Genomic DNA, 21,644 nt, shown 5'->3' on the forward strand with positions numbered 1-21,644 from the left:
CTGAGTCACTTGAGACATAACGTCAAAAATTAATTTAGACAACCTCACACGCCACAATCGAGCATGCCGCCCGGGTCGCAAATCATAGAAAAGAGCTTCTTCCTTCTTTTGAAGATGAACGTCCGCCATATTCATGACAACCGCACACCCAAGCATTGCATAGAGCCAAAAGGCATTCCAATAATTGAGATAGCGGAAGAAGCACAGACCGGACGTCAGAACGACTATTGCAATAGGAGTTCTCATCCCATCTATCAACGCCAAGTATTTGGCTCTATTTTCGAGAAATTCTTTCAAAGTCTTATCCTCGACAATTCGTCCTTTAAGGAAGTAATTACCATCTCTCACCGCTCTCTCATACTCTCGTCGACGTGCTGCCTCACCGGATCAAACAGATACCGGATCACGCGTCGCTGAGAGGTCTTAATCTCCGCAGTCACGTTCATGCCCGGCGCCAGTCGGACCTGTTTTCCGTCGACGTCGATGGCGCCCTGCCCCAGCACCAGCGTCACCGGGAAAATCGCCCCGCGCTTCTCGTCGCTGACCGCATCCGCGCTCACGCTTTTCACCGTCGCTGCCACCGTGCCGTAGCGCGTGAACGGGAAGGTCTCGAGCTTGATCTCCGCCTCCTGCCCGGCGCGCACGAAGCCGATATCCTTGTTCTCGAGCACGACCTCCGCGGTCACCTCGGCCTCATCGGGCACGAGCACCAGCAGCACCTGCGCCTCGGTCACCACACCGCCCGCCGTGTGCACCGCGAGTTGTTGCACCGTGCCGTCCACCGGCGCGGTGAGCCTCGTCAGCTGATTGCGCTTGTTGGCCTTCGCGCCCTCCTCTGCGAGCTGCTTGAGCTTCAGGTCCGCCTGCGCTTCGCGGTCGCGCAGCGTCCTCAGCGTCTCCGCCTTGAACGACGCCGTCGATCCGCGCGACTCCGCCAACGCGGCCTGGGCCTCACGCTGGCGCGCGATGGCCGTGCCGAGGTCCTTCTCCTGCTCGATCCGCTCCCGCGTCCGGTCCTGCCCCGCATGGCCCGCAACGAAGCCCTGGTCGCTCAGCGCCTTGTAGTCGCGCTCGCGCTGCTGCGCCATCGGCACCGTGCTTTGCAGCTTCTCGACGACCTGCTTCGCCGTCGCGATCTCCGCATCGCGGCGCTCCAGCTCCGCCTGCAGCTTCGCGAGCTTGGCGGAGATGTCCGCCCACTCGCTCTGCAGCTGGAAACGCGCGCTGTCCGCGTCCTCGCGAGGCATCGACTTCATCGACGCCTCCGACAGCTGCGGCGCGCCGCCGCCCGTCAACGCCTGCAGCAGCGCGCGCGAACGCAGCACCTCGGACAAGGCCGCCACGCGCTCCTTGTCGACGCGGTGGCTGTCCGCTTCCGTCATCGTCGAGTCCAGCGCGATCAGCAGTTGCCCCGCCTTCACCTTGTCCCCGTCCTTGACGAAGACCTCGCGCACCACGCTGGTCTCCAGCGGCTGGATCGTCTTGCTGCGGTCGCTGACGATGATCCGTCCCTGCGCCACCGCGACGATGTCGATCTGTCCGACGATGGCCCACACCAGCGCGATCACGAACAGCGCGCAGATCGCGATCGCCATGCGACGCGGCGCCGGATGCGGCGGCGTTTCCTGCAGCTCCAGCGCGGCGGGCAGGAAGGCCCGCTCGTCGGCCATGCGGCGCGGCCCGGCGAGTTCTTCGCGTCGCTCCCAGGCGGCCTTGAAGACTCCGGCATAGCGTCCCAGCAGCTCGCGCAGCGGGTGTCGCGGCGCCTGCGGCGCATCCGCACCGTCGCGCGCCGCCCGCATGTCAGGCGTCCCCGCCCCCTCGATCACTTCGGCGCTCATTCCGAGCCTCCTTCGCCCTGCATGCGCCACAGATGCGCGTAGAGCCCTTGCGGCTTGGCGATCAGCTCATCATGGCTGCCCATCTCCGCGATGCGGCCCCTCTCCATGGCGATGATCCGGTGGGCATGGCGCACCGCGCTCAGCCGGTGGGCGATGATGAACACCGTCCGCCCCTGGCAGATCGCCCGCATGTTCTTCTGGATGATGGCCTCGCTTTCGTAGTCGAGCGCGCTGGTGGCCTCGTCGAAGATCAGCACCCGCGGCTGCCCAAACAGCGCCCGCGCGATCGCGATGCGCTGCCGCTGCCCGCCCGACAGCCCCGTCCCCTGCTCGCCCACCACCGTGTCGTAGCCCTCGGGCAGCTCGGCGATGAAGTCGTGCGCGCCGGCGAGCTTGGCCGCCTGCATCACCGCCTCGATCGGCGCGGCCGGATCGGCGATCGCGATGTTCTCCCGCACCGAGCGGTTGAACAGCATGTTCTCCTGCAACACCACGCCGACCTGCCGGCGCAGCTGCGTCGCGTCGGCCATCGCGATGTCCTGGCCGTCGACCAGCACGCGGCCGGACTCGGGCACGTACAGCCGCTGCAGCAGCTTGGTCAGTGTGCTCTTGCCCGAGCCGCTGCGGCCCACGATGCCGATGACCTCGCCCGCTTGCACCGACAGGTTCACGCCGTGCAGCACTGGCTGCGCATCGGGCCGGTAGCGGAAGGTGACGTTCTCCAGCGTCACGTCGCCGCGCACGCGCGGCATCGCGCCGGCGCTCTGCGACCGCAGCTCGGTGCGCGTGTTCAGCACGTCGCCCAGCCGCGCCATCGAGATGCCCGTCTGCTGGAAGTCCGTCCACATCTGCGCGATGCGCATGATTGGCTGCGCGACCCGACCGGCAAACATGTTGAAGGCGATGAACTGGCCCACGCTCAGATCGCCCTGCATCACCAGGTGGGCGCCCCACCACAGCGTGGCGGCGTTCACCAGCTTGCCGATCAGGTTGATGCCTTCATTGCCGTACTGCGCCAGCGTCTGCGTCCGGAACGACGCCGAGACATACGCCGCCAGCTGCTCGTCCCACTTGCGCGCCATCTGCGGCTCCAGCGCGCTGGCCTTGACCGTCTGGATGCCGGTCACCGTCTCGACCAGCAGGCTCTGGTTCTCCGCGCCGCGCGCGAACTTCTCGTTCAAGCGTCCGCGCAGCACCGGCACGATCGACAGGCTCAGGATCAGATACAGCGGCAGCGAGATCAGCACGATGAGCGTCAGCGTCGCGCTGTAGCTGAACATCACCGCGATGAAGATCACCGAGAACAGCACATCCAGCACCAGCGTCAGCGCGTTGCCGGTCAGGAATTGGCGGATGTTCTCGAGCTCGCGCACGCGCGCCACCGAGTCGCCCACGCGCCGCGCCTGGAAGTAGGCCAGCGGCAGGCTCAGCAGATGCCGGAACAGCCGCGAGCCGAGCTCCACGTCGATGCGGCTGGTCGTGTGGCTGAAGACGTAGGAGCGCAGGATGTTGAGCGCGCTCTCGAACACCATGATCACGACCAGGCCGATCACCAGCACGTCCAGCGTGGTGAGGCCGCGGTGCACCAGCACCTTGTCCATCACGACCTGGAAGAACAGCGGGCTGACCAGCGCGAACAGCTGCAGGAACAGCGAGATCGACAGCACCTCGCCCAGCAGGCGGCGGTGCTTGACGATGCTCGGGATGAACCAGGAGAAGTCGAACTTCGCGAGATCGCCGGCCAGACTCGCGCGGCTGGTGACGAGGATCAGTTCCCCGGTCCATTCGGCGGCGAAGGTCTCGACCGGCTCGATCGTGGGCCGTGCCGATGCCTCGTCGCCGGTCGGATCCATGAACAGCACGCGCTTGCCGTCGCATTGCGCCAGCACCACCGTGCGACCGTCTCGCAACGTCGCGAGCGCGGGCAGCGCCGCGAGGCTCAGACGGTCGATCGTCGTCTGCGAGCGCTTGGCCTTGAGCCCCAGCCGCTTGGCGGCGAGGAGCAGGTCCTGGGTCGTCGGTGCATCGCTGGCGCCCAGGCCGAGCGCGTGCCGCAGCGACGGCGCATCCGCCGCCACGTGATGCATGCGGGCGACGATGCACAACGCGCGCAGCGCACCGTCACGGTCCACTTCCGACGATGTCTCGTCGGCCCCTCGCCCGACCGCCAATACGGCAGCCGAGCCGGACGCGTCTTGGAGCGCGTCCGCCATTCCCTGATTTGAAGACATCCCTGTCGTCGCTTGAGCGACTCTTGTACAACTGCGGAAGCGGATTGTGAGGAACCCACTACCGACCGGACGCCCCCCCTTGGAGGGGGAGACAGGTCGGTGACTTCCGGCAGGTCGAAATCATCTGCGCGGTAGTCCTTCGCCGCCGAAGGACTCGCGACTCTATTCACGAATTCCCAGGCCACAAACAGGAGAATCCGAAGAAGTCGTTCGGGATTTTCTGATGGCCCGTGTTGCAATTCCCCCTATCCGCATACGCCTTTCGAGCGACGTAGTGATTCGGCGGAACAGCGATCGATCAGAAGTGCACGCGGATCCTGAGGGAACTTTGCACAGTTCGAATTCAGCTTCGAACTGGACATGACCCCACACTCTTGAGCGACGTCGCCACAGACCATCCCATCAACCCGTCCGGCGCCTTGACCTGCACTGCGCCCGCGTCACAGGTCCGTCGTCCGATCACCACCAGGTCCGTCTCGCGGGCGATCATCCGGGGCACGGCGCCAGGATGGCCGGAGGCCACCGCCGCCGCGTCCTGCTCGGTGCTGAAGACGGAGACGGCATCCGCCGTCAACATCGAGTCCTCCTCGGGCTGCACTGTCTGGCAAGCAGACAGGCCTAAGAGGATCGCGATGGCCGTTGCGCTTCGGGCAACGTTGAATCGGTGAAAGTGCTGCACGCCTTGATTCCCTGAAGGTTCTTTTCGCGGCAGGATTATTGAACAGCGGGTGGCATGGCCGTCAATCCGCCAGACGGTCGGCAGCCCGCCGCTCAGAACAACGCGCGCGCCAATGCCTGCGAGTAGCCCGCCTGGACCCCGGCGCCCGCGGGCCTCGGGGTGGTGTCCGGCGCCGTCGGTGGCTCGATGCCGCGTCCGGGCATCGCTGCCGCAGCCCCTCGGTCTGGCCAGGCGCCGGTCGCCGCCGTCATGTCGCATCGCAGCTCCAGGCCCGGCCCCGGCATCCGCCGATGCGCGCTCAAGCGCCAGCCGTGCGCCGCCGCGATCTCGGTGCAGATCGACAGCCCCAGGCCGGCTCCTTGCTCTCGCCGGTCAGCGCCGCGCCAGAAGCGTTCGAAGATGCGCGGCAGGTCCTGCTCGGCCACGCCCTTGCCCTGGTCCGCGACCGCGAAGCCGTCCGGCCCCGCCATCAGCGTGACCACGCCCTCGCGCGGGCTGTGCTGGATCGCGTTCTCCAGCAGGTTCTTCAGCAGCGTGAACAGCGCCCCGCGATCCGCCCGCCAAGTGCGCAGCGACGGGCTCACGTGCAGGCCCAGGGTCACGTCGTGCCTCGCGGCCACGCGCTCCATGAACTCGAAGACCTCGCGCAGCGCCGGCGTCGGATCGATCGCCTCGACGCGGTAGTTGCGCTGCTCGCTGGCCTCCGCCAGCAGCAGCAGTTGCTGCACCTGCCGCGCGACGCGGTCGATGTCGTCCAGCACCTGGTCGCGCCACACGCCGGGCTCGACCAGCTCCACCTGCGCGCGGATCAGCGCCAGCGGCGTCTTCAGTTCGTGCGCGGCATTCGACAGAAATTCCTGCTGCGTCCTGAAGCCACCCTGCAAGCGGTCCAGCGCCGCGTTGAAGGCCTCGATCAACGGGCGCAGTTCCCGCGGCTGACCCGCCGCAGGCAGCCGGTCGGCCAGCGTGCGCGGTTCGATGCGACGTGCGGCGCTGGAGGCTTCCCGCACGGGTTGCAAGGCCTGCCGCAGCGCCACGTGGATCGTGATCAGGAACACCAGCACGAAGGTCGCGCCCAGGGCGATCACCCCCTGCCGGAACACGTCGAAACCGATCGACTTCCGCATCAGCAGCACCAGACGATCGGTGACGGCGAACTGGATGTACCAGCGGCGCCCGGCATGGTCGTAGGGCACGGTGGCCGCATGCATCGCCACGCCGTTGCGGTGGAAGGTGAAGGACTGGCGTCGCGGCTCGAAGGGCTTCCAGTCCGGTGCAAACGTGGTCTTCAATCCGTCGGGGGCATACGCGACCCGGCCCTCGCGGTCGGCCACGCGCAACATGACCTCGTTGCGCAGGCTGTCGAAGACCCAGGGCTCGATCGCCTTCTCGTTGATGCCGACCGGCCAGCCCTGCGCATCGAAGCGCAGATTGCGCGCCAGTGCATCACCGTTGTCCTCGATCTGGTCACGCAGCACCCAGCGCGTGAACGGCTCCCACAGCACCATGGACGCCACGCCCACCAGCACAGCGCTGAGCACCATGCTGGCCCCCAGCACCGCCAGCACGCGGTTGCGCAGGCTATTCGGCCACCGCATCTTGAAGCGCATACCCATGGTTCCTGAGATTGACGATGCGCAGCGCCGAGCCGAGGGAATTCAGCTTCTTGCGCAGGCGATGCAGCGCGACGTCGAGCGCGTTCGGCGTCACCGCCTCGGACAGGCCCCAGGCCGCCGCCTCCAGCGCCGCGCGCCGCACCGTGCGCCCCTGCTGCTGCACCAGCGCGATCGCGATCTGCAGCTCCGCCGGCGCCAGCGCCACGGACACCTCGCCGCGCACGAGGAGCGCTTCCTCGATGACGACCTCGATGTCGCCGAAGACGGCGCGCGCCGGCCGCACCGCCACGGACCGGCGCATCAGCGCCCGCACGCGCGCCACGAGCTCCTCCATCGGGAAGGGCTTGGCGAGGTAGTCATCGGCGCCGGACTCGAGTCCGTCGATGCGGTCGTGCAGCGCGTCGCGCGCCGTGAGCATCAGGCACGGCGTGCCCTGATGCGCGGCGCGCAGGCGCTTGACCAGCGACAGGCCGTCACCGTCCGGCAGGCCCCGGTCGATGACCAGCGCCGCGTAGCCGACGTCGCGATGCGCGACCCAGGCGGCCTCCATCGCGTGGAAGACATCGGTCGGAATGCCAGCGGCCTGCAAGGCCTGACGGATCAGGCCGGCCAGCCGGACGTGATCCTCGACCAGGGCGATTCGGTTCATGGGCAGCGGGGGCGGAAATGCGGATGTTAAGGGCGCATCCTCCGTTCCCCCGACTTACCCGCGGCTTACCGGGCCTCGTCCTCCACCGGCTCGTGGTACTGCACCACCGGCACGCCGTCGCGGATCGCCTGCTCGTAGACGCCGAGCATGCCCAGTGCCTCGCGCAGGTCGTCGCGGATCGCGGCGGTGGCCACGACCGCCTCGTCGTCGTTGCACAGCGCGCCCTCCTCGTCGTCGTCGCGCTTGAGGCGGCAGACCAGCTCGGCGATGACCGCGGCATGCTCGATGCGCTCGCGCAGCGTCTTCATCGCCACGCCGACCGTGATGTCGCGGCGCGGCACGCAGTACTCGACGTTGCCCGGCGCGAAGCGGCTCAGCGTCGGGTACATGCGCGACTGGTAGAGGAAGGCTTCGAACTCCTCGCCGTTCAGGCGCAGCAGCGGTCGCAGTTCCATCAGGCGGCGCTGCATGAACAGCGTCTTCGTGCGACGCGGAGCGGAAGCGGCGGCGGCGGACACCGGTGGCGGCGCGGGCGGCGCGGGTGGCACGCCGCCGCCGGCGCCCGCATCGAGGGACATCGCGTCGAGCGCCCTCGCGGCGAGCTCGGCGCCGGGATCGTGGTCGAGCTCGTCATCGAGGCTGGCGTGGAAGCCGGCCGGGACACGGAAGCGGGCCGAGGCGGCCGAAGAGAAGGACGGGTTGGAAGCGCCGCAGGGGCTGGCCTGAGAAGAGTATGAAGAGGAAGAGGAGGAAGAAGAGGACATCGGGGACATGGACAACTCCAGTCAGATCGGATCAATTCATAAACATCACCTTCGTCGGGATGACATGGACCGCGCCTGACGACGCGGGAGAGGGATCTTCCTGCGCCACCCGCAAGACCTGGCACGAAAAGATCAATGAAATCGATTCAATGAAATCGTTGGCATCGGCACCACACGGGTTCTCGCAGGAGGACCGACTTGTCTCGGTAGGCGAATCGCCGGATCCCACTCGCATGAGTGGGTCAGCCGTCCGGCGCGGCCCGCATCCCAACATTGAAGGGTGAACTCCGGGCCGGTGTGGACCACACTTCAGCCTTCGACGCGGCGCTCCTGCTCGCCGATCGGGCCAACCGGGCCGAGATGACCCATCGGGCCGATGGCCCGCGAGGAGATCCGCCATGACGATGCTCAAAGTCTTCGCGACGCCCGCCGACGTCGCCGCGATCGCACCCGACGCACGCGTGATCGAGCGCTATCCCGCGTTCGTGCTCGTCGAGGCCGGTGACGCCGACGCGGCGCGCCTCGTGCGCCAGTTCCCGGTCGAGGACATGTCCGACCAGTTCCAGCTCGATCTCGGCGGCGGCACGACCGATCCGACGGCCCGCACCGCCAAGTCGCGCTCGCTGGCGACCCAGGCCGCCGCGCTGCTGCCGGGCGCCCATCACTACGTCGTCCAGTTCATCGGGCCGGTCAAGCGGCCGTGGCTGGCGAAGCTGCGCTCGGCCGGCGCCACGCTGCGCCAGCCGATGAGCGGCTTCGCCTACGTGGTCAAGGCCGACGAGGCCGCGATCCGGGCCATCGAGGCCCTGCCGATGGTGCGCTGGGTCGGCCATCTGCCGCATGCCGATCGCGTGGCGCCGGCGCTCGCCACGCCGGGCGGCACGCCCGAACTGCCGCGCCGCCGCGTCGTGCCGGACCTGCTGGTCGTCGAGGTCTTCGACGCCGCCGACCTCGGCGCGATCGAACGCGCCGCGCGCGAGCTGGGTTTCGCCGTCGTGTCCTCGAACCCGCGCGCCCGCGTGCTCAAGGTCCGCTTCGGGCCGGACGGCACGGCCAGGCAGCAGCGCGACCAGGTGCGCGCGCTGTCCGCCGTGCACGGCGTGCGCTACATCCGCGAGCGCGTGGTGCCGCGGACCTCCAACAACGTGGCCACGACGCTGATGGGCAATGCCTTCTCGGCCATCCAGGCCAGCGGGCTCAAGCTCAGCGGCAAGGGCGAGACCGTCGCCGTCTGCGACACCGGCCTGGACACCGGCGATCCGGCGACCATCCACCCCGATTTCGCCGGCCGCATCGCCGCGATCAAGAGCTATCCCGTCACGCCCGACTGGCAGATCTACGCCACCAACGCCGGCGCCGACGACGGCCCCGCGGACCTCGACTCCGGTCACGGCACGCACGTCGCGGGCTCGGTGCTCGGCAATGGCAGCGCGTCGGCCACGCTGGCCAAGCCGATCCGCGGCCATGCGCCGCAGGCGAAGCTGGTCTTCCAGGCCATCGAGCAGCAGATGCGCTGGAAGCCGAGCGCGCCCGCCCAGTTGCGGAGCGCCCGTTTCCTGCTGGCCGGCCTGCCGTCGGATCTCTCCAGCCTGTTCCAGTTCGCCTACGACCAGGGCGCGCGGATCCACTCCAACTCATGGGGCGGCGGCGACCCCGGCGACTACGACGAGCAATGCAGCCAGTTCGACGCCTTCGTCTGGAAGCGCAAGGACATGTGCTTCGTGATCGCGGCCGGGAACGACGGCACCGACTCGGACGGCGACGGTCAGATCAACGCGGGCAGCGTGACCTCGCCCGGCACCGCGAAGAACTGCATCACCGTCGGCGCGAGCGAGAACCTGCGACCCGAGTTCGACGCCGACCGCTACGGCGTGTGGTGGCCGGACGATTTCCCGGTCGCGCCCTACAGGGCCGATCCGATGGCCAACAGCGCCGACCAGGTGGCGGCCTTCTCCAGCCGCGGCCCGACGCTGGACGGGCGCATCAAGCCCGACGTGGTGGCGCCGGGCACCTTCATCCTGTCGACGCGGTCGACGCAGCTGGCGGCCAACAACTTCGCCTGGGCCGCGTTCCCGAAGAGCAAGCTCTACTTCCACATGGGCGGGACCAGCATGGCCACGCCGTTGACCTCGGGCGCGCTGGCGCTGCTGCGCGAGTTCCTGCGCACGAAGCGCAAGATCGCCGCGCCGCGGGCCGCGCTGCTGAAGGCGTTGCTGATCGCCGGCGCCCGCCGGCTGCCGAAGACGGCACCCGCAGGCACCCTGCTGGACAACCACCAGGGCCACGGCGCGGTGAATCTCGACCGGTCGACGAAGACCGTCCTGCTGACCATCGACGGCAAGGGCCTGACCAGCGGCCAGCTCGTGAACCAGGCGCTGAAGGTCACCCGCGCCAGCCGCACGCTGCGGGTGGTGATGGCCTACTCGGACTTCCCCGGCAAGGGGCTGATCAACAACCTGAACCTGGTGGTCACCGCGCCGGACGGCACGCGCCACGTCGGCAACCTGGCGGCGAGCGCGGGCGGCGCGCTCGCGATGGACACGCGCAACAACGTCGAGGTCGTGCAGGTGGCCAAGGCCGCCAAGGGCGCGTGGACCGTGACGGTGATCGCTTCCAACGTGGTGCAGGGGCCGCAGGACTATGCGATCGCGGCCGTGCTGGTCTGAGCCCGCCGGTCAGAGAGTCTCCGGTGCACCCCAGAAGCCATGCGGGAAGGCCTCAGGGGAATCTCACCACCGCCTCGAACCCCGGCTGCGCGTTGCGCAGCTCCAGCCGGCTGCCGTGCGCCTCGGCCACCAGCCGGCACAGTGACAGGCCCAGGCCCACGCCGCCCTCGCTGCGCGCGCGCGCCTCGTCGGGGCGGAAGAACGGCTGGCCGAGCTGCGGCAGCGCCTCCGCCGACACGCCCGGTCCGTGATCGCGCACGCTGAGCGTCGCGCCGTCGCCATCGCGTTCGACACTCACCATCACCGGCCCGACGTCCGGGTCGTTGTGCCGCAGGGCGTTGTGGACGAGATTTCTCAGCAGCAGCTGCACCCGCATGCGATCGAGCTTCAGCACGGGCAAGTCACGGTCGACGCGCAGCGCGACGCCCGGCTGGTCCTGCTCCCGCGCCAGCGCGCCGAGGTCGCAATCGCTGACCTGCAGCGCGCGGTGGCCGCTGCCCAGGCGCTCGCTCTCCAGCAGCGCCGAGATCAGCTCGCGCATCTGGCCGAGCTCGTCCAGCAACGCCGCTTTCGAAGCGCCCTCGTCGACCAGTTCCGCATGCAGCCGCGCCCGCGTCAGCGGGCTTCTCAGCTCGTGGCTGATCGCCAGCAGCAGCGCGCGCTTGCCGTCGAGCATCGCCTGGATGTCCTCGGCCATCTGGTTGAAGCGGTGCGCGAGGTCGCCGATCTCGTCGCGGTGGTAGATGGGGACGCGATGCGCGAGGTCGCCCCGCCCGAACGCTTCCGCCCCCGCCGCCAGCTCGCGCAGCGGCCCCACCAGGTGGCGGATGCCGCCGTAGGCAAGACCTGTCACCAGCAGCAGCAGCGGGATCGCCCAGAGCAGGCCGTACTCGACCTGCATCGACGCCCACAGGATGCCGATCCCGGCACAGGCCAGCACGACGAAGATCGCGATCAGCCGCGCGCCCAGCGAATGCTTGAAATGCGCATGATGCCGATGCCAGCGCTGGTGCCAGCGGTTGCGCGCCCGCATGTGCCAGCGCCAGCCGCGTTCGCGCGGGAACGGGATGCCCTTGGCCTCCATCTCCGCCCAGCGGCGCATCTTCTCCAGCTTGTGCAGGCGCCGGGCCTGCCGCTCCCGGCGACGCCAGTCGTCGCGCCGCCGCTCGTGGTGGCGGGGATCGTTCCAGTGATCGTAGGGATGGCGCGGATCGTTCATGCGCCCTCCTCCCCCGCGGCCGGCAACGCGAAGCAGTAGCCCGCGTTGCGCAGCGTCTTGAGCGCCTCCAGCGGTTCGAGCTTGCGGCGCATCCGGCTCACCAGGATGTCGACCGCCCGGGTGAAGATGTCGGCCTCCTGGCCGCGCAGCTGGTTCAGGATCTCGTCACGCGAGAACACGCGTCCGGGTTCCCGCGCCAGCATCACGAGCAGTTCGTACTCGGTGCTCGTCAGCTCGACGGGGCCGCTGGCCACGGTGACCTGTCGGCGTGCGGTATCGATGTCCAGGCCCACGAAGCGCAGTGTCGTCGCGACCGGCGCCGGCGCCGCCGCCGCCGCGGGGGACAGCCGCGTGCGACGCAGGATCGTCTGCAGCCGCGCCGCGAGCTCGCGCGGCTCGAAGGGCTTGGACAGGTAATCGTCCGCGCCCAGCTCCAGGCCGACCACGCGGTCGGTCAGGTCGCCGCGCGCGGTCAGCATCAGGATCGGAATCTCGCGCCACGGCTCCGCCCCGCCGCGCACGCGCTTGCAGAACGCGAAGCCGTCCATCTCCGGCAGCATGCCGTCCAGGATCAGCGCGTCGAAGCGCTCCTCGGCCAGGCGCGCGAGCGCGGCGCTCGGTCGCGTCACGGCGCTCAGCGCGAAGTCGAAGCGCGCCAGGTAGCTCGCCAGCGGCGCGGCCAGCGCCTCGTCGTCGTCAATCAGCAGCAATCGATGCATCGTGGCGTCCATTGTGGCCGTGCCGGACCAGCGTGATCGCCCACTCGGGACAGGCCTTGACGCAATGGCCGCAGGCGCGGCACACGTCGGCATTCGGCGTGAACGCCTGCTGCCAGCCGTGCGCGTAGCCGCGCAGCTTGCCGAACAGGTTCAGCTCCTTGCGCCGTTCCACCGGCAAGGTGCCGACCGAGAAGACACCGTAGGGGCAGACCTCGACGCAATCGCCCTTGCCCTCGCAGCGGTTGCGGTCGATGACCGGCCGCAGCAGCCCGGGGGGCTGCCGGCAGTCGCGGCTGTCCATCAGAGGCTCCGGTCGTCGGCGGCGTCGCGGCCATCGCGCCCGTCACGACTCTCCCGGCCTTCCCCTCGACCCGCCCGGCGGCGCAGCCGGCGCAGCACGAAACGCAGCATCTGCTGCTGGTCGAAGTCCAGGGCGTCGAAGAAGTCGCCGGAGGCCGCGACCAGCGCCGGACCGGTCGCGCGCAGCGCTTCGATCTGGCCGTCGAAGAGCTCCTGCGCCTCGTCGCGACGGAAGTTCTCGGTCTCGACGAGGCGGGCGACCTCCGGGCCGCGCGCCAGCGCCTTGACCGCGCGCCGCGCCGCGGCGAGCTGGCTGATCAGCCGCTCCAGCAGTTCGGCCTGGCTGTCGCTCAGGTCCAGAAAGGCGCGGGCCCGGGCTTGCAGCCTCTCGCCGCGGCCGGCGTGGTGGGCATCGGATCCCAGGCCCCCGCCGAAGCCGCCCCACCCATGACCGCCGTGGTGACCATGGCGACCGTGGTGGCCGTGGCGACCGTGTCCGCGTCCATGTCCACCGCCATGCCCACCGCCATGCCCGTCTCCAAGACCGCCCCACCCCCAGGGGAAGCCGCCGAAACCGCCGAAGCGGTACCAGGGGCCGGTGACGGGCAGCGGGCCGTAGTAGCCATCGTCACACACAGGGCCGACAGGACCGAAACGGCCATCGTGGTCGAAGTGAGCGTGCTGACGTTCATGGTGGTGGCTCCAGCGTCGAAACAGATGCATGTTGCAATTCCTCGGTAAAGCCCGGGTGTCCGGGCGGTGAATCCATGTCGCCATGATTCCCATGCCCCCTCGCCAGGGCATCTCACCGCGGTATCGCTGTTTTTCGTTTTGTATCGCCGTTGCCCTGTCCGAGGGAATGCCTCCAAGGGGGGAACTGGGCGAAGCACGGAGGAAAGGCGGCGGAAACAGCGTCCCTGCTGACACGACGCGTCAGGGAGTCGGGATTCGACACGCGGTCCGCCGCCGGGCCGCCATCCCCCGTCATCCCCCGTCATCCCCCTCTACTTCCCTCTGATGCCCCTCTGATCCCCCTGCGGGGTGTCCCCCGTCTCCGGCCGCCCGCCAGGGGCGTTGCAGGGCCCCGCCCCTCTACAATCGCCGGCTCACCTTGTCCCTCGCCCAGATGACACCGCCTCACGGCGGAGCGCCCCCATGACCGAACTCGCCAAGTCCTTCGAACCCGCGTCCCTGGAAGCCCACTGGGGCCCGCTGTGGGAGTCCAAGGGCCTTTATGAGCCGTCGCTCGATCCGGCCAAGCCGTCGTTCAGCATCCAGCTGCCCCCGCCGAACGTGACGGGCACGCTGCACATGGGGCACGCGTTCAACCAGACCATCATGGACTCGCTGACGCGCTACCACCGCATGCGCGGCCACAACACGCTGTGGGTCCCCGGCACCGACCACGCCGGCATCGCCACGCAGATCGTCGTCGAGCGCCAGCTGCAGGGCCAGGGCCAGAACCGCCACGACCTGGGCCGCAAGAACTTCGTCGCCCGGGTCTGGGAGTGGAAGCAGCAGTCCGGCTCCACCATCACGCAGCAGATGCGCCGCATGGGCGACTCGGTGTCCTGGGGCCACGAGTACTTCACGATGGACGAGAAGCTGTCGCCCGTCGTCGTCGACACCTTCGTCAAGCTCTTCGACGAGGGCCTGATCTACCGCGGCAAGCGCCTCGTGAGCTGGGACCCGATCCTGAAGTCCGCCGTCTCCGACCTCGAGGTCGAGAGCGAGGAGGAAGACGGCTCGCTGTGGCACATCCGCTATCCGATGGCCGAGGGCGAGGAATCGCTGGTCGTCGCGACCACGCGTCCCGAGACCATGCTGGGCGACACCGCCGTGATGGTCCATCCGGAGGACGAGCGCTACAAGCATCTGATCGGCCGCCAGGTGAAGCTGCCCATCACGGGCCGCCTCGTGCCGGTGATTGCCGACGAATACGTCGACAAGGAATTCGGCACCGGCGTCGTCAAGGTCACGCCGGCGCACGACACCAACGACTACCAGGTCGGCCAGCGTCACCAGCTGCCGATGCTGACGATCTTCACGCTGGACGCGACCGTCGTGGACACGATGGACGAGATCCCGGCCGAGTACCGCGGCCTGGACCGCTTCGCCGCGCGCAAGCTGATCGTCAAGGCGCTGGAGGACCAGGGCCTGCTGGTCGAGGTCAAGAAGCACAAGCTGATGGTGCCGCGCTGCACCCGCACCGGCCAGATCGTCGAGCCGATGCTGACGGACCAGTGGTTCGTCGCCACCCGCAAGCCGGGCAAGGACGGCAAGTCCATCGCGCAGAAGGCGATCGACGTCGTCGCCAGCGGCGAGGTGAAGTTCGTGCCCGAGAACTGGGTCAACACCTACAACCAGTGGATGAACAACATCCAGGACTGGTGCATCTCGCGCCAGCTGTGGTGGGGTCACCAGATCCCCGCCTGGTACGGCAGCAACGGCGAGGTCTTCGTCGCCCATGACGAGGCCGAAGCCCAGGCCAAGGCCACGGCGGCCGGCTACACCGGCCCGCTGACGCGCGACGAGGACGTGCTGGACACCTGGTACTCGTCGGCGCTGGTGCCCTTCTCGACGCTGGGCTGGCCGGCGAAGACGCTGGAGCAGGACCTCTTCCTGCCGTCGTCGGTGCTGGTGACCGGCTACGACATCATCTTCTTCTGGGTCGCCCGGATGATCATGATGACAACGCACTTCACCGGCCAGGTGCCCTTCAAGCATGTGTACATCCACGGCCTGGTGCTCGACGCGCAGGGCAAGAAGATGAGCAAGTCCGAGGGCAACGTGCTCGACCCGGTCGACCTGATCGACGGCATCGAGCTGGCCCCGCTGCTGGACAAGCGCACGCAGGGCCTGCGCAAGCCCGAGACCGCGCCCAAGGTCCGCAAGGCCACGGAGAAGGAGTTCCCCGAAGGCATCCCCGGCTACGGCGCCGATGCGCTGCGCTTCACCTTCGCGGCGATGGCGACGCTGGGTCGCAGCGTCAACTTCGACAGCAAGCGCTGCGAGGGCTACCGGAACTTCTGCAACAAGCTGTGGAACGCCACGCGCTTCGTGCTGATGAACACGCAAGGCCAGGACTGCGGCCTGGTGGAGCACACGAAGGAACAATGCGCCCCCGGCGGCAGCGCCCACGGCTACCTGCAGTTCTCGCAGGCCGACCGCTGGATCGTCAGCGAGCTGCAGAAGGTCGAACAGGCCGTCGCGCAAGGCTTCGCGGACTACCGCCTGGACCAGGTCGCCAACGCGATCTATTCGTTCGTGTGGGACGAGTACTGCGACTGGTACCTGGAGCTGGCCAAGGTCCAGCTGCAGACTGCGCAGGCCGAAGGCAACGACGCCGCGCAGCGCGCCACGCGCCGCACGCTGATCCGGGTGCTGGAGACCATCCTGCGCCTGCTGCACCCGATCGCGCCGTTCATCACCGAGGAACTCTGGCAGACCGTCGCGCCCATCGCGGGCCGCAAGTCCACCGAGTACCTGGTCACGGCCGCCTACCCCGTCGCCCAGCCGGAGCGCATCGATCCGCAGGCCGTGGCCTGGGTCGAGCAGTTGAAGTCGGTGGTCGGCACCTGCCGCAGCCTGCGCAGCGAGATGGGCCTGAGCCCGTCCGACCGCGTGCCGCTGCTGGCCGGCGGCGACCTGTCCTTCCTGCGCGAGGCGGCGCCCGCGCTGAAGGTGCTGGCCAAGCTGCAGAGCGTCGAGCTGATCGATGACGAGGCCGCGTTCAACGCGCAGAGCGCGATGTCGCCGGTCCTGGTGCACGGCGCGGCGCGTCTGGCGCTGAAGGTGGAGATCGACGTCGAGGCCGAGCGCGCCCGCATCGCCAAGGAGACCGCCCGTCTGGAAGGCGAGATCACCAAGGCCAAGGCCAAGCTGGACAACGAAGGCTTCGTGGCGCGCGCGCCGGCGGCCGTCGTGGAGCAGGAACGTCAGCGCATCGCCGACTTCAGCGCCACCGTGGCTCGGCTAAAAGATCAGGCAGCGCGCCTGGGTGGGTCGGCCTGAACTCAGGCTGGACGGCGGGCGTGGCCAGGATCTCCGAGATCCGCCGCGCCACGCTCCACGCGGCGCGCATGCGTGACTCGCGCGTCGTCGCCGAGATCCGCGGCGTGACCTGCAATCCGGGCACGCCATGCAAGGGACGCCCGGCTTCCATGAGGCCGGGCTCCATCAGATCCAGCCAGGCCGCCAGCAGCCGGCCGCCTTGCAGCGCGTCGGCCAGCGCCTGTTCATCGAACAGCGCCGAATGCGAGGTCGACACCAGCACCTGCGACGGCTTGCAGAAGTTCAGCACCCGCTCGCCGATCAGGCCGCGGTAGCGCGGGAAGTAGGCCAACTGCACGCTGACCGCGTCGGCGGCCTGCATCAACTCGCGCAAGCCATAGGGCTCGATGCCCCACTGACCCCAGAGCGGGTCGGCATGGTGCAGGCTGGGGTCATAACCGATCACGCGCGCACCAAAGGCCGGCAGCAGCGTCGCCAGTTGGCGCGCCGACGGCGTGAGGCCGACCAGGCCGACCGTGGCGCAGCCCAGCTCGCGCCCCACCCAGTTGCCATCCGCGCCTTGCACCGGCACACGCCGCAGCAGCGCCAGCAGCGCGCCGATGACGAACTCGGCTTCCGCCGATGCCGCCGCGGTCGGCGCACGCACGACCTCGATGTTGGCGGCGCGGCAGGCTTCGAGATCGATGTTCTCCGCGCCGGCGCCGATGCGGCCCACGGCACGCAGTCGCGGCGCGCGTCGGACCATCTCCGCATCCAGCGCGATCGAGGCGGGCAAGAAAATTGCCTGGGCCTGCGCAACATGCTCTCTCAAGGCGTGCGGCGCCTCCGCCAGATCGGGTGCGGCCTGGATGACGTGGCGCTCCGCCAGCCATTCCAGGACGTCAGCCTCCAGCGGTTCCAGGACTAGCACTGCCATGAGCGGTTTGGAGAGGTTTGTTTGATTTTCTTTCAGCTGCGCCGTGCAAGAATGCCGGCGCAATTACCGTCGGAGTGTACGTAAATGGCCCTCATCAACAAGGCAATCTTCCCGGTTGCCGGACTCGGCACACGCTTTCTGCCCGCCACGAAGGCGCAGCCCAAAGAGATGCTGCCGGTGGTCGACAAGCCGCTGATCCAGTACGCGGTGGAGGAAGCCTACGCGGCGGGCATCCGCCAGATGATCTTCGTGAACGGCCGTAACAAGCGCGCCATTCCGGATCACTTCGACACCGCCTTCGAACTCGAGACCGAACTGGAAGCCGCCGGCAAGAAGGAACTGCTGGCGATGGTCCATTCGATCAAGCCGGACGACATGGAGTGCATCTACATCCGCCAGCCCAAGGCCCTGGGCCTGGGCCACGCGGTGCTGTGCGCGCAATGCGTCGTCGTCAACGAGCCCTTCGCCGTGCTGCTGGCCGACGACCTGATGGTCGGCAGGCCGCCGGTGCTCAAGCAGATGGTGGACCAGTTCGCCGAATGGCAGGCGTCCATCCTGGCGGTCCAGGAAGTGCCGGCCGAGCACACCAAGCGCTACGGCATCGTGGCCGGCGCGGCGATCAGCGACCGCCTGATGGATCTCACGCACATGGTCGAGAAGCCCGCCCCCGAGGACGCGCCGTCGCGCCTGGGCGTGGCCGGCCGCTACATCCTGACGCCGGGCGTGTTCCGCGAGATCGCGACCCAGCCGCGCGGTGTCGGCGGCGAGATCCAGCTGACCGACGGCATCGCCGCGCTGATGCGCCGCGAGAAGGTCTTCGCCTTCCGTTATGAAGGCAAGCGCTACGACTGCGGCAGCAAGGAAGGTTTCCTGCAGGCCAACGTCGAACTGGCGCTGGCTCACCCGGAACTGGGCGCCAGCTTCCGCGAGTACCTCAAGGCCCTGGAAATCTGACCGCGCTGAACTTCTGACGGCAGGACTTCCCGTCACTGCCGCGTCATGAAGCACGAAGGCCACGCATCGCGTGGCCTTCTTCGTTTCGCCGTGACGGTCACGGTGTCGGTGACGGTGACCGCGGCCGTCGTCAGGCCGGCCGTAGCTCAGCGGCGCTTGAGCACGTGGATGAATTCGTCGCCCGCCGAGCTCTGCTCGACCAGCTCGTTGCCGGTCTGTCGCGCGAAGGCCTGGAAGTCGCGCGTCGAGCCGGGATCCGTCGCGACGACCTTCAGCAGCTGGCCGCTTTCCATCTCCGCCAGGGCCTTCTTGGCCTTGAGGATGGGCAGCGGGCAGTTCAGGCCGCGGGTGTCGAGTTCCTTGTGAATGTCCATGAGAGCGTCCTTGCCGCCGATGACCGGGGGCGATGCAGCGGATTCTAGTCAGCCCCCTCAGCCGCGAGGCGCCATCCACTTCGGTTCGATGCCGCGCCCGCGCAACCAGTCCGCCAGCGCCTGGCCGGTGCCAGCGGGCCAGCACTCGAGCTGCGCCGGCGGCGTCAGCGTGTACTCGACCAGCTCCGGCGACAGCGAGACCTCGCCGCGCGCGGGCACGTGGTACGCGATGATGACCTGGTTCTTCTTCTGGAAGTCGTAGACGCCGATCAGCGTCGCGCCCAGCGCCTCCAGCGAGGTCTCTTCCAGCACCTCGCGCCGGATGCCCTCTTCCGGCGACTCGCCGGCTTCCATGAACCCGGTGATCAGGCCGAAGAACGGTCCCGGCCACGCCGCGTTGCGCGCGAGCAAGACCTGGCCCTCGCGGTCGACGCATTCGACGACGGCGGCCAGCACCGGCGTCGGGTTGTTCCAGTGGGTGAAGTCGCAGTTCGGGCAACGCAGCCGGGTCTTCGGGCCGCCGTCTTCCGGCAGCTCGATCCATGCCAGTTCACTGGCGCATTGCGGGCAGAAGCGGAAGCTCATGAGGCGTGGGCGCGGTGGCGCCTGCGTGTCGCGATGCGGCCATCATCCCTGATTGGCCGCACGCCGTCAGGCCGGGAAGACGCCCGTCGACAGATATCGATCGCCCCGGTCGCAGACCACGAAGACGATCGTCGCGTTCGAGACCTGACGCGCGATCTGCATCGCGACCCAGCAGGCGCCGGCGGCCGAGATGCCGCCGAACAGGCCTTCCTCGCGCGCCAGGCGGCGGGCCATGTCCTCGGCGTCGGACTGGCCGACCAGCACCAGCTCGTCCACGGTCTCGGGCCGGTAGATCTTGGGCAGATACGCGGCCGGCCACTTGCGGATGCCGGGGATGCGCGAGCCCTCGGCCGGTTGCGCGCCGACGATGCGCACCTCCGGGTTCTTCTCCTTCAGGAAACGCGACACGCCGGTGATCGTGCCGGTCGTGCCCATCGCGCTGACGAAGTGCGTGATGCGCCCGCCGGTGTCGCGCCAGATCTCGGGCCCGGTGGTCTCGTAGTGGATGCGCGGGTTGTCGTTGTTGGCGAACTGGTCCAGCACCCGGCCCTTCCCGTCGCGCTGCATCTGTTCGGCCAGATCGCGGGCGTATTCCATGCCGCCGGAACGCGGCGTCAGGATCAGCTCGGCGCCGAAGGCCTTCATCGTCTGGGCGCGTTCGACCGAGAGGTCCTCCGGCATGATCAGCACCATGCGGTAGCCCCGGATCGCGGCGGCCATCGCCAGCGCGATGCCGGTGTTGCCGGACGTCGCCTCGATCAGCGTGTCGCCGGGCTTGATCTCGCCGCGCTCCTCGGCGCGCCGGATCATGCTGATGGCGGGGCGGTCCTTGACCGAGCCCGCCGGGTTGTTCCCTTCGAGCTTGGCCAGCAGCACGTTGCCGCGCGCCGCCAGTTCGGGTCCCAGCATGCGTTGCAGCCGAACCAGCGGCGTGTTGCCGATGACGTCTTCCAGGGTCGGATAGCTCGTGGGGTCGAAGGCGCTTGCATCACTCATAAGCATGCATTCTCTCAGTGGCGGCGTGTTCCTGCGTGGCATAATGTCTTTCTCATTTCGCGGCTCACCGTTGCCTCCGCGGCAACGCTCCCGAACCCCGAAACAGATCATGCAGGCCACCCCCGGTGGCTTCGCACGCAGAAGTTGCCGTGACGCCCGGATGGCGAAATCGGTAGACGCAGGGGACTCAAAATCCCCCGCCGCAAGGTGTGCCGGTTCGAGTCCGGCTCCGGGCACCACCCTCCAGGTGGTCAGGTCTTGGCAACTCCTCTTCCGCAACTCCTCTTGCAATCGTTCCGCGTTTTTCCGGCAGGCCGTTCCGCATGCCGGGCCACGCCGCGGACGTCATTGCAGCCTCTGTCAGGTTCCCGCCATCCCGCTGAGGGGAAAGCCGTGCGCGGCCTGGGTCGGGTCTTGCGCACGCCCGGGCTACACTGGCCCGAACGCATTGGCTTGACCTCATGTCCATTGCGCCTTCCCAACGCGCCGACCGCGGTGCCTTCTGAAGACGCCTGCCCCATGCCCTTCATTCCTCCGGTGACCAAGGCCTTCATGCTGATCTGCGTGGGCCTGTTCTGTCTCCCGATCGTCATCACACCGCTGGCATCGATGAATGTCGAGATGGCGCTGTGGCCGCTGAATTCCGGAAGATTCGAGTTCTGGCAGCCGATCACCTACGCCTTCCTGCATGGCAGCGTCGCGCATCTGTTCTTCAACATGTTCGGGCTCTGGATGTTCGGCTCCGAGCTGGAGACGGTCTGGGGCGGCAAGCGCTACGCGCAACTGCTGGTGGCCAGCGCGCTGACCGCCGCCGCGGCGCAACTGGTGTTCACGCTGCTGATGGGATCGCTCGCACCCACCGTCGGCGCGTCCGGGGCGCTGTTCGGCCTGCTGCTGTCCTACGGGCTGCTGTTCCCGGACCGGGTCATCATGCCGCTGTTCCCGCCGATCCCGATGAAGGCCAAGTACTTCGTCGCCATCTTCGGCGCGCTCGAACTGTTCCTGGGCATCACCGGCGGCAGCGGCATCGCGCACTTCGCGCACCTGGGCGGCATGCTCGGCGCCTGGCTGATGATCAACTACTGGCGCGGCAGCCGCCGGCGCTGAGCAGTTCCTCGACC

18 protein-coding genes and 1 tRNA gene are annotated in these 21,644 nt (G+C 68.3%); 5 read left to right on the forward strand and 14 right to left on the reverse strand.

Annotation, left to right across the window (positions count from 1 at the left end; translation table 11 throughout):
* Nucleotides 1-344: 344 nt before the first annotated feature.
* The 6 genes from ACQ4L4_RS10980 to ACQ4L4_RS11005 form a co-directional block, all read right to left on the reverse strand.
* The gene (locus ACQ4L4_RS10980; RefSeq protein WP_431104268.1) at nt 345-1,841 is read right to left on the reverse strand and encodes an HlyD family type I secretion periplasmic adaptor subunit; all 1,497 of its coding nucleotides are present in this window, start codon (nt 1,839-1,841) and stop codon (nt 345-347) included.
* The gene (locus ACQ4L4_RS10985; protein WP_431104269.1) at nt 1,838-3,973 is read right to left on the reverse strand and encodes a type I secretion system permease/ATPase; all 2,136 of its coding nucleotides are present in this window, start codon (nt 3,971-3,973) and stop codon (nt 1,838-1,840) included. Before ACQ4L4_RS10985 ends, ACQ4L4_RS10980 begins: the two co-directional genes overlap by 4 nt.
* A 442-nt stretch (nt 3,974-4,415) precedes the next feature.
* Entirely contained in the window at nt 4,416-4,649 is a 234-nt protein-coding gene (locus tag ACQ4L4_RS10990; protein WP_431104270.1) for a hypothetical protein, read from the reverse strand.
* A gap of 194 nt (nt 4,650-4,843) precedes the next feature.
* The gene (locus ACQ4L4_RS10995) at nt 4,844-6,361 is read right to left on the reverse strand and encodes a sensor histidine kinase (protein WP_431104272.1); all 1,518 of its coding nucleotides are present in this window, start codon (nt 6,359-6,361) and stop codon (nt 4,844-4,846) included.
* Nucleotides 6,333-7,016: a response regulator transcription factor gene (locus ACQ4L4_RS11000; RefSeq protein WP_431104273.1), complete on the reverse strand. Its 684-nt coding sequence runs from the start codon at nt 7,014-7,016 to the stop codon at nt 6,333-6,335. Before ACQ4L4_RS11000 ends, ACQ4L4_RS10995 begins: the two co-directional genes overlap by 29 nt.
* Nucleotides 7,017-7,081: 65 nt before the next feature.
* A complete protein-coding gene (locus tag ACQ4L4_RS11005) occupies nt 7,082-7,789 on the reverse strand; it encodes a hypothetical protein (RefSeq protein ID WP_431104275.1) in 708 nt (235 codons plus the stop codon).
* A gap of 389 nt (nt 7,790-8,178) precedes the next feature.
* Between ACQ4L4_RS11005 and ACQ4L4_RS11010 the strand changes: the two genes are divergently transcribed.
* The gene (locus ACQ4L4_RS11010) at nt 8,179-10,446 is read left to right on the forward strand and encodes a S8 family serine peptidase (RefSeq protein ID WP_431104277.1); all 2,268 of its coding nucleotides are present in this window, start codon (nt 8,179-8,181) and stop codon (nt 10,444-10,446) included.
* A 52-nt stretch (nt 10,447-10,498) separates the two neighbouring features.
* On the opposite strand, the gene ACQ4L4_RS11015 is transcribed toward ACQ4L4_RS11010, so the two are convergent.
* Genes ACQ4L4_RS11015 through ACQ4L4_RS11030 form a run of 4 tightly spaced genes read right to left on the reverse strand, consistent with a single transcriptional unit; the run spans nt 10,499 to nt 13,407 of the window.
* Nucleotides 10,499-11,665, reverse strand: coding sequence for a HAMP domain-containing sensor histidine kinase (locus ACQ4L4_RS11015; RefSeq protein ID WP_431104278.1), 1,167 nt, complete (start codon nt 11,663-11,665; stop codon nt 10,499-10,501).
* Nucleotides 11,662-12,384 carry a response regulator transcription factor gene (locus tag ACQ4L4_RS11020; RefSeq protein ID WP_431104279.1) on the reverse strand — a complete coding sequence of 241 codons (723 nt, stop codon included), beginning with the start codon at nt 12,382-12,384 and terminating at the stop codon, nt 11,662-11,664. Before ACQ4L4_RS11020 ends, ACQ4L4_RS11015 begins: the two co-directional genes overlap by 4 nt.
* A complete protein-coding gene (locus ACQ4L4_RS11025; protein WP_431104280.1) occupies nt 12,362-12,685 on the reverse strand; it encodes a 4Fe-4S dicluster domain-containing protein in 324 nt (107 codons plus the stop codon). The genes ACQ4L4_RS11020 and ACQ4L4_RS11025 overlap by 23 nt, the downstream gene beginning before the upstream one ends.
* Nucleotides 12,685-13,407, reverse strand: coding sequence for a hypothetical protein (locus tag ACQ4L4_RS11030; RefSeq protein WP_431104282.1), 723 nt, complete (start codon nt 13,405-13,407; stop codon nt 12,685-12,687). The genes ACQ4L4_RS11025 and ACQ4L4_RS11030 overlap by 1 nt, the downstream gene beginning before the upstream one ends.
* A gap of 432 nt (nt 13,408-13,839) precedes the next feature.
* On the opposite strand from ACQ4L4_RS11030, the gene ACQ4L4_RS11035 reads away from it, so the two are divergent.
* Nucleotides 13,840-16,698, forward strand: coding sequence for a valine--tRNA ligase (locus ACQ4L4_RS11035; RefSeq protein ID WP_431104283.1), 2,859 nt, complete (start codon nt 13,840-13,842; stop codon nt 16,696-16,698).
* Here ACQ4L4_RS11035 and ACQ4L4_RS11040 read toward each other — a convergent pair.
* Nucleotides 16,640-17,614 (reverse strand): NAD(P)-dependent oxidoreductase, encoded by a 975-nt coding sequence (locus ACQ4L4_RS11040; RefSeq protein ID WP_377153899.1) that lies wholly within the window; start codon nt 17,612-17,614, stop codon nt 16,640-16,642. The genes ACQ4L4_RS11035 and ACQ4L4_RS11040 overlap by 59 nt on opposite strands.
* Nucleotides 17,615-17,698: 84 nt before the next feature.
* Here ACQ4L4_RS11040 and galU point away from each other — a divergent pair, with 84 nt between their 5' ends.
* Nucleotides 17,699-18,568 carry a UTP--glucose-1-phosphate uridylyltransferase GalU gene (galU, locus tag ACQ4L4_RS11045; protein ID WP_431104285.1) on the forward strand — a complete coding sequence of 290 codons (870 nt, stop codon included), beginning with the start codon at nt 17,699-17,701 and terminating at the stop codon, nt 18,566-18,568.
* A 146-nt stretch (nt 18,569-18,714) separates the two neighbouring features.
* Here the strand turns inward: galU and ACQ4L4_RS11050 are convergent, their stop codons facing one another.
* The 3 genes from ACQ4L4_RS11050 to cysM all read right to left on the reverse strand — a co-directional run bounded on the left by ACQ4L4_RS11050 (nt 18,715) and on the right by cysM (nt 20,523).
* Nucleotides 18,715-18,942, reverse strand: coding sequence for a sulfurtransferase TusA family protein (locus tag ACQ4L4_RS11050; RefSeq protein ID WP_297526152.1), 228 nt, complete (start codon nt 18,940-18,942; stop codon nt 18,715-18,717).
* Between the two features lie 57 nt (nt 18,943-18,999).
* Nucleotides 19,000-19,527, reverse strand: a complete 528-nt coding sequence (locus tag ACQ4L4_RS11055; protein WP_431104287.1) for an NUDIX domain-containing protein — start codon at nt 19,525-19,527, stop codon at nt 19,000-19,002.
* Between the two features lie 66 nt (nt 19,528-19,593).
* The gene (gene cysM, locus ACQ4L4_RS11060; RefSeq protein ID WP_067274271.1) at nt 19,594-20,523 is read right to left on the reverse strand and encodes a cysteine synthase CysM; all 930 of its coding nucleotides are present in this window, start codon (nt 20,521-20,523) and stop codon (nt 19,594-19,596) included.
* 154 nt (nt 20,524-20,677) lie between these two features.
* Between cysM and ACQ4L4_RS11065 the strand changes: the two genes are divergently transcribed.
* A tRNA-Leu gene (locus ACQ4L4_RS11065) sits at nt 20,678-20,762 on the forward strand.
* 280 nt (nt 20,763-21,042) lie between these two features.
* On the forward strand, nt 21,043-21,630 hold the full coding sequence (locus ACQ4L4_RS11070) for a rhomboid family intramembrane serine protease (RefSeq protein WP_431104289.1): 588 nt from the start codon (nt 21,043-21,045) through the stop codon (nt 21,628-21,630).
* The last annotated feature ends 14 nt before the right edge of the window (nt 21,631-21,644 follow it).

It is taken from the genome of Roseateles noduli (genome assembly GCF_050626985.1).
Classification (GTDB): Bacteria; Pseudomonadota; Gammaproteobacteria; order Burkholderiales; family Burkholderiaceae_C; genus Roseateles; species Roseateles noduli_A.